The organism is Vibrio sp. 10N.261.52.A1 (assembly GCF_002876325.1).
In the GTDB taxonomy this organism is placed as follows: Bacteria; Pseudomonadota; Gammaproteobacteria; order Enterobacterales; family Vibrionaceae; genus Vibrio; species Vibrio chagasii.
In genome coordinates, this window is record NZ_MCYD01001168.1 from 1 (window position 1) to 1,310 (window position 1,310).

1 protein-coding gene is annotated in these 1,310 nt (G+C 44.5%); it reads right to left on the reverse strand.

The window, feature by feature from the left end:
- The coding region (locus BCT81_RS24955) for a glycosyl hydrolase family 18 protein (protein WP_241908272.1) at nt 1-1,197 on the reverse strand (1,197 nt) is incomplete at its 3' end.
- Nucleotides 1,198-1,310 lie beyond the last annotated feature (113 nt).

Below are 1,310 nucleotides of genomic sequence, written 5' to 3' on the forward strand. Positions count from 1 at the left end.
GGTTTCAACGTAACCTTCAACATCAATTGATGAAGTTAAATCACCATCTTCTTTATCTGTTGCTGTCACGCCTTCCATCGGGTCAAAAACAGTGCCGTGAAGTACACGAGTATTCTCAACACCTTTCAACACAGGCTCACCTTCAACTGGTGGCGGTGTCACTTGGCCGTGAACAAATGGACCGTAGTCTTTGATGAATTGTTCGTTGTATGCTTGCCCGGCTTTGTTGGTGCCCATATCCCAGTTGATAGACCACGTCATTACACCGCGTAAAGGCTGACCTTGAGCAGTTAAACTATCGAACGCGTCGTATAGGTCTTGTGGCTCTTTGACAAAACCAGTTGCCGCTGCGTCAATACTCGAAGGGATACCAAACACAAGCTTATCGTGCGGGATCTTATGGAAACCACGAGTACCGTTGATTAGAGAGTCAGAGATGTAGTAAATGAACTCTTCTTTCAGCTCATCGTTGTTTTGAGCAATCCAGCCTACGCCGTCAACCCAGATGCCGTCGCCACCTTGGTTATAAAACTGCGGGTTGATCCAATCGTAGTAACCTTCCAAGTTATCGATGTAAGGAACATACTTACCACCCGTCGTTAGATACGGGAACTCTGGCGCCATAGTAATAAGGAAGTTTTTGCCTTCAGCACGGTAGTGATCTTTCACTAGCTTAAGGGCATCTGGAATCACGGTTTGGTTGTTTGCTGCGGTTACTGCTGCTTGTTCTAGGTCGATATCTAGACCATCAAAACCATAGCGCTCCGTAAGACGGATAATCTCATCAGCAAAGGCTCTTTCATCACCTGTTTCAAGCTCTACGTGTGCATCGGCTCCACCTAAAGCTATTAGCACAGAGCGACCTTGCTTGTTGAGTTCTGAAATTTGATCAATAAATTGTTCTTCTGAAAGCCCAACAGTAGGGTCCAGTTTAAAAGTTGGAATTCGACCATCCGCCACGTCATACACTTTCATGAATGAGACATTCACAATGTTGTACATCGGGTTCACTTCATCCAGCGTTACACATGGAGCATTACCACCTTGGTAACCACCACCATCACACCAGTTATGCCAATAACCAACGACGACACCTGAATCTGGATTCGTCATGTCAGATCCATTTGCATAAACCGCACCCGACATGGCCGCCATACCGACTGATACTGCTAATTGTAGAGCTTTACGTTTTAACATTAGTCCCACTTCCTTACTTAAAAGCTGTGCCAATCACAACCGAACCAATTCATTTTAATCATGAATATTTATAGAGAAGTAATGGAATTTATAGGAAATAAGGACCTTTGATT